Source organism: Caballeronia sp. BR00000012568055, assembly GCF_029439455.1.
Lineage (GTDB): Bacteria > Pseudomonadota > Gammaproteobacteria > Burkholderiales > Burkholderiaceae > Caballeronia.
In genome coordinates this window covers 1-5,471 of record NZ_JAQFVG010000276.1, presented here as the reverse complement: position 1 = coordinate 5,471, position 5,471 = coordinate 1, and the positions used below count along the sequence as shown (strand labels likewise).

Genomic DNA, 5,471 nt, shown 5'->3' with positions numbered 1-5,471 from the left:
TTACTCAGATGTCTTTTTTGATGCAAAATAGCATCATATAAAGAATCTGGAGAAGACCATGCGTACAACCGTGACGCTGGACGATGCGCTTTACGAAAAGGCTTTGGAGGTCGCGGACCCCGACATGGACAAGTCGGACCTGTTTCGTGAAGCCATCAAAACGTTTGTGAGGGTGCAAGCGGCCAAGCGGCTTGCAGCATTGGGCGGAAGCGCGCCGGAGATGCGCGATGTCGCGCGTCGTCGTGACGGACCGGACGAGTCATGACAAATGTGTTGATTGATACGTCGGTATGGGTAGACCACTTTCGACGCCGCAACTCTGCATTGGTGGAACTGGTCGAGTGGGACCGTGCGCTTACCCACCCGATGGTGATCGGAGAGCTGGCTTGTGGCACGCCGCCCGCCCCGCGCTCGCAGACCTTGAGCGATATCGAATTGCTGCGAGGCGTTCGACAAATCAGCATCAACGAAGTTATGACGTTTATTGAACGCGAAAAGCTCTTCGGCATGGGTTGCGGCCTGGTGGATATGATGCTGCTGGGATCAGTGCTGATCACGTCCGGCGCTCAACTCTGGACGCTCGACCGGCGATTGATGGAAATTGCGACTCGATTCGGTGTGAGCTATCAGCCCGCAATGCACTGATCATTCGCCACTTGCGTGCGGGCGCTACGTCGGCACATTCTCCGGCGTCACCACCACCACCGACGACGAAGCCCCCACCGCCGAAGCCGGAAACAAGCGATGAAAGAGCATCACATGCTGACACGCCGAGCGCAGATCCTGCCTTAAATCATGGTGCAAAATCGCGTGAATGCGCCCTTGCCGAAGCAGTTGCACATTCTCGCGATCCAGATCGTGTCCGATAAAACAACGCGGCGTTTGCCTCGCCGCCGCGAGCGCACGAAGGATGGCCGCGTTGCCACCACCCATCGAATAAACGGCGTCGATACGGCTCGCGCGTGGCAGCACGTCGCGCACTTTTGCTTCGGTATCCGTATCAAGGCCGTGGCCACCGCTTGCATCGAGTAATGCGATCTTCGGATAGCGCGTGCGCAACGCGCGACGGAAACTCGCCTCGCGTTCTTCTTCTCCGCGAAAGCGTTCGTCGCTCATGGTCACGAGCACGGTCGCGTGAAAATCGCCGAGCCATTGGCCGATCAGATACGCCGCGGTCGCGCCCGCCACGCGATTATCCAACCCTGCATAGGCGATGCGGCCCGACATCGGCAGATCGGTGAAGAGGGTGACGACGGGAATGCCGCGCCGTTGCAATTCACCGATTGCCTCGGAAATCTCCGGTACATCGCGCGCTTTCAGCAACACGCCATGACTTCCACGACGGGCAATGGCGCGCAAGGCATCGGTAACGTCCTCGGCGCTCATGGTTTCGCGCATCAAAAAACGCGGGCGAAACACCAGCGGATGAAGTCCCGGTAACTCGTTGAGAAGCGCGGTCTGAATCTCGTCGGCAAAGCGCGTGGGGGCTTCTACAACCACATCGATTACCAGTTTGCGGCCAGTGGTCGCAAGCTGAAGCTCCTGCTTTTCAAGCTCTTTTATCGCTTGTTCGATACGCTTGCGCGTGCCTTCGCGTACATGTGCACGTCCGTTCAGCACACGATCGACCGTTGCGACGCCTACGCCTGCCTGCAACGCAATCTCCTTCACCAGAAAGCGATGTGCCACGATCCACGCCCCGCGTTTTGATGGTTTTTTGATGGATTTATGATAGTTCGCGATTCGCTTCTGCGTCTATGCTTATCAAAAATCAGGAGCGAGACATGGGCGTGAACTGGTATCAAGAAAGCGAGTGTTCGCTGACGGATTTCACGACGCTTTTGCGCGAAGAACGCGGTGCGCCGCTGCAATTCGCGGCGCGTATCGAACGCGATATTCCGCTTTACGATTGCCGCGCGTTGCGTGGCATATCAAGCGATCGGGCATTGCAGGCCGAATGGGCCGATGTGCTCCTCAACGGTGCGGGCGTATTCGTGCTTAAGCACGCTTACGACGACCTGCATACGATCGATGAAGCCACGCGCATCTTCGAAGATATCGTGCTGCAAGAGCGCAAATCAGGCAGCGCGGGCGCGGATCACTTTGCACGTGCGGGCGCGAACGATCGGATCTGGAACGCGCAGGAAAAGCTGTGCCTTCATTCGCCTTCGGTTTTTGTGCGCTATTTTGCGAATCCGTTTATCAAAAGCGCGTCGGAAGCGTGGCTCGGACCGGGCTTTCAGATGACATCGCAGGTGAATATCGTGCGGCCGGGTGGCGATGCGCAGCAGGCGCATCGTGACTATCATCTGGGTTTTCAGACTGCGGAGGAAGTCGCACGTTTTCCCGCACATGTGCATACGATGTCGCCGTTTCTCACGCTGCAAGGCGCGGTCGCGCACAGCGATATGCCCGTAGAAAGCGGTCCGACGAAGCTGTTGCCTTACTCGCAACGTTACGCGCCCGGTTATCTTGCGTGGCGGCGCGATGATTTTCGTGCCTATTTCGAGGCACATTTCGTTCAGTTGCCCTTGTCCAAAGGCGATGCGCTGTTCTTCAATCCCGCGCTGTTTCATGCAGCGGGCGCGAATCGTACGCAGCATGTGCAGCGCATGGCGAACCTGTTGCAGGTTTCATCGGCATATGGGCGGGCGATGGAAACGGTCAATCGCAAGCGCATGTGCGAAGCCGTGTTTTCCGCTTTGCTCGACCATAAAGCAAGCGGCTGGTTGAGCGATGACGAAGTAAAGGCCGTCATTGCATCGTGCGCGGAAGGCTATGCGTTTCCGACCGATCTCGATCGCGACCCGCCCATCGGCGGACTTGCGCCGAAGACCCAACAGGCCTTGCTGCAAGAGGCTATCGACGAATGCTGGAGCTTCGAGGCCTTGAAAAAGGCACTCGATGACCAGGTCTGGCGTCAAGGCTCACTCAGCCGCGCCTGAGCATGGCGATAAAGCGCGCTGCATCCGCTCGCGTCCGGTTCAGCAGAACTTTTTGCGCAAATCGGCGTTTTCGAGCCGCATGCTCAGACGCGCCAGATCGTTCGCACGATCCGGCAGCACCGACTGGATTTGAGCTATCGCATCATTCACGTTGGATTGTCTCTTAGCCGTTATCACCGCCCGCAACCGGCAACACCGTGCCGGTGATATAGCTCGCTTCATCCGAGGCGAGAAACAGAATGGGCGCGATCTGTTCGTCGAGCGTGCCATAGCGCTTGAAGAACGTGGAGTCGGTGACTTGTCTCACTGCTTCGTTCATCCAGGTCTTCTCCTGCTCGCTGTCGCCTGCTGCATTGCGTGGCACGCGTCGCGGCGGCGCGGCGGTGCCACCCGGTGCGGTGGCCACGACGCGAATACCGTGCTCGGCATATTCCATCGCGAGTGCCTGCGTCGTTGCATTGACGCCGCCTTTGGCTGCTGAATACGGCACGCGCCGTATACCGCGCGTTGCATTCGACGATACATTCACGATGGTCCCGCCACCATTGTTCAGTAAATGCGCCAGCGCAGCATGACACGAATACAGCGTAGGCATCAGCGAGCGGCGAATTTCGGCATCGATCTGCGCGGCTTCGAACTCCGCGAAAGGACGCATGCGGATAGCGCCGCCCACGCAATTCACAAGTATGTCGATACGGCCGAACGTGCGCACCGCACACGCCATTGCATTCGACGCGCCTTCATACGTCTCCAGATCCGCGATAAAGCCTTTGGCGTGCTCACTTTCCGCTTCCGCCGCGACTTCATCGATAAAATCTGCGCGATCCACGAACAACACGTTTGCGCCTTCTTTTACCGCGCGCAACGCCACGCCACGACCGATTCCCTGCGCCGCGCCGGTCACGACCATGACTTTATCGGCAAAACGCGGCGTGTTCATGCTGCCACCGTCGCGACATTGGGCGTGAACTTCTCGTAGTGGAAGCTGTTGGGCTTCACACCGTTGTCGTCGAAGCATTTGCGCACGGCATCGACCATCGGCGGCGGGCCGCAAAGATAGACATCCACATCGCCGTCATTGAGCGCTTCGGCGGGCATATGCTGCGTGACCCAGCCTTTGCGTGGATGATTCGATTCGGAATCCGCAATAACCGTGCTGAACGTGAAGCCGGGCAGTCTGGCGCTGTAGGCTTCGATCGCATCGACCTGAACGAGATCGAGATCGCGCGTCACGCCATAGATAAGATGAATCTTCTGTTGCGAGTTCGCACGCGCGAGCACTTCAAGCATCGAGAGGAAAGGGGCGAGACCGGTGCCACCTGCAAGCATCAGCAAGGGACGTTCGACCGCGCGCAAATAGAAGCTGCCGAGCGGGCCTGTCAGTTCGACCTTGCTGCCCGTCTGCGCGGATTCAAGCCATGTGCTCATCACGCCGCCGGGAATCTTCTTGATCAAAAAGCTGATCTTCGATTCACCCGGCGCAGAAGAAAAGGAATACGAACGATGTTGACCGCTGCCCGGCACATCGATATTGACGTACTGGCCGGCGAGAAACACGGGCGCGGCGGAATCGACATCGAGTTCGAGGACTACGGCGGCGTCGTTGTGCTGCTCGACCTTCGTGACTGTGGCGGCGAATTTCACCTGCTCGGTCTTGCACGCGGTCGAAGACGCGGGCACTGCGATCACGCAATCGCTTTCCGGCACCATCTGACACGTGAGCACGAGTCCGTGGTCCTTCTCGTCTTCGCTCAATGCGTCTTCGATATAGTCATCGCCGAGATCGTAGCGGCCGCTTTCCGCACGGCATTTGCAGGTGCCGCACACGCCGTCGGAGCAATCCATCGGCAGATTGATTTTGGCGCGGAAGGCGGCGTCGAGCACTTTCTCGCCCGCCTTGCATTCGACAAAGCGCGTCACGCCGTCTTCGAAATTCAGTGCAATGTTAAAGCTGGACATGATGATGTCTCCTTCGCCGTTGCTGGTCAGACGTGATACACGTCGAGCACCTGGCGGATATAGTCGTTCTTCAGCGCAATCTTCTTGTGCGAGATCAGCAGGCGGTCATCGACCTTGCGAAAGGTGACGAAGATCGTGCCGAAAAACTGATCCGTGATCTTGTAGCGATGATTCAGCGTGTTGAAGTTGTAGCGCACATCCACTTCGTTATCGCGCTCGGCCAGCACTTCCACGTTGGTCACGTTATGGCTCGTGCGCGGCTCGGGCATAGATGCGCTGCTGCGCTCGGTCCTGATACGAAACACGCGATCTTCCAACCCGCCGCGATCCGCGTAGTACATCAACGAGATCTGGCTTTCATGGTCGTCGGTGAGCTTGTCGTCGTCGTCCCACGAGGGCATCCAGTACGTCACGTCTTCGGTGTAGCAAGCGAGCCATTCGTCCCACTGGCGGTCATCGAGAAAGCGCGCTTCCTGATATAAGGCCGCACCAATCTTTTGATAGTCGATGCTCATGACCGTGCCTCCGCTTGTTCCTTCTGCAAGGCGTCGCGCATCACCTGCGCCC

At 58.1% G+C, this 5,471-nt stretch carries 7 protein-coding genes; 3 read left to right on the top strand and 4 right to left on the bottom strand.

Annotated features, from left to right (window positions below):
* Positions 1–58: 58 nt before the first annotated feature.
* Entirely contained in the window at positions 59–265 is a 207-nt protein-coding gene (locus P7F28_RS17065; protein ID WP_277185703.1) for a type II toxin-antitoxin system VapB family antitoxin, read from the top strand.
* A complete protein-coding gene (locus tag P7F28_RS17060) occupies positions 262–645 on the top strand; it encodes a type II toxin-antitoxin system VapC family toxin (protein ID WP_277185702.1) in 384 nt (127 codons plus the stop codon). The genes P7F28_RS17065 and P7F28_RS17060 overlap by 4 nt, the downstream gene beginning before the upstream one ends.
* A gap of 24 nt (positions 646–669) precedes the next feature.
* Here P7F28_RS17060 and P7F28_RS17055 read toward each other — a convergent pair whose 3' ends face one another.
* The gene (locus P7F28_RS17055) at positions 670–1,689 is read right to left on the bottom strand and encodes a LacI family DNA-binding transcriptional regulator (RefSeq protein WP_277185701.1); all 1,020 of its coding nucleotides are present in this window, start codon (positions 1,687–1,689) and stop codon (positions 670–672) included.
* A 95-nt stretch (positions 1,690–1,784) separates the two neighbouring features.
* On the opposite strand from P7F28_RS17055, the gene P7F28_RS17050 reads away from it, so the two are divergent.
* Positions 1,785–2,945 carry a phytanoyl-CoA dioxygenase family protein gene (locus tag P7F28_RS17050; RefSeq protein ID WP_277185700.1) on the top strand — a complete coding sequence of 387 codons (1,161 nt, stop codon included), beginning with the start codon at positions 1,785–1,787 and terminating at the stop codon, positions 2,943–2,945.
* A 163-nt stretch (positions 2,946–3,108) separates the two neighbouring features.
* Here the strand turns inward: P7F28_RS17050 and benD are convergent, their stop codons facing one another.
* Genes benD through benB form a run of 3 tightly spaced genes read right to left on the bottom strand, consistent with a single transcriptional unit; the run spans position 3,109 to position 5,419 of the window.
* Complete coding sequence (gene benD, locus P7F28_RS17045) at positions 3,109–3,885, bottom strand: benzoate diol dehydrogenase BenD (protein WP_277185699.1); 777 nt, start codon at positions 3,883–3,885, stop codon at positions 3,109–3,111.
* Entirely contained in the window at positions 3,882–4,904 is a 1,023-nt protein-coding gene (gene benC / locus P7F28_RS17040; protein ID WP_277185698.1) for a benzoate 1,2-dioxygenase electron transfer component BenC, read from the bottom strand. Before benC ends, benD begins: the two co-directional genes overlap by 4 nt.
* 26 nt (positions 4,905–4,930) lie before the next feature.
* Positions 4,931–5,419, bottom strand: a complete 489-nt coding sequence (gene benB / locus P7F28_RS17035; protein ID WP_277185704.1) for a benzoate 1,2-dioxygenase small subunit — start codon at positions 5,417–5,419, stop codon at positions 4,931–4,933.
* Positions 5,420–5,471 lie beyond the last annotated feature (52 nt).

Excerpts from the sequence above, each read along its gene's own strand:
- benD (WP_277185699.1), bottom strand. The coding sequence starts at position 3,885 with ATGAACACGCCGCGTTTTGCCGATAAAGTCATGGTCGTGACCGGCGCG.
- P7F28_RS17060 (WP_277185702.1), top strand. The coding sequence starts at position 262 with ATGACAAATGTGTTGATTGATACGTCGGTATGGGTAGACCACTTTCGA.
- benC (WP_277185698.1), bottom strand. The coding sequence starts at position 4,904 with ATGTCCAGCTTTAACATTGCACTGAATTTCGAAGACGGCGTGACGCGC.
- P7F28_RS17050 (WP_277185700.1), top strand. The coding sequence starts at position 1,785 with ATGGGCGTGAACTGGTATCAAGAAAGCGAGTGTTCGCTGACGGATTTC.
- benB (WP_277185704.1), bottom strand. The coding sequence starts at position 5,419 with ATGAGCATCGACTATCAAAAGATTGGTGCGGCCTTATATCAGGAAGCG.
- P7F28_RS17065 (WP_277185703.1), top strand. The coding sequence starts at position 59 with ATGCGTACAACCGTGACGCTGGACGATGCGCTTTACGAAAAGGCTTTG.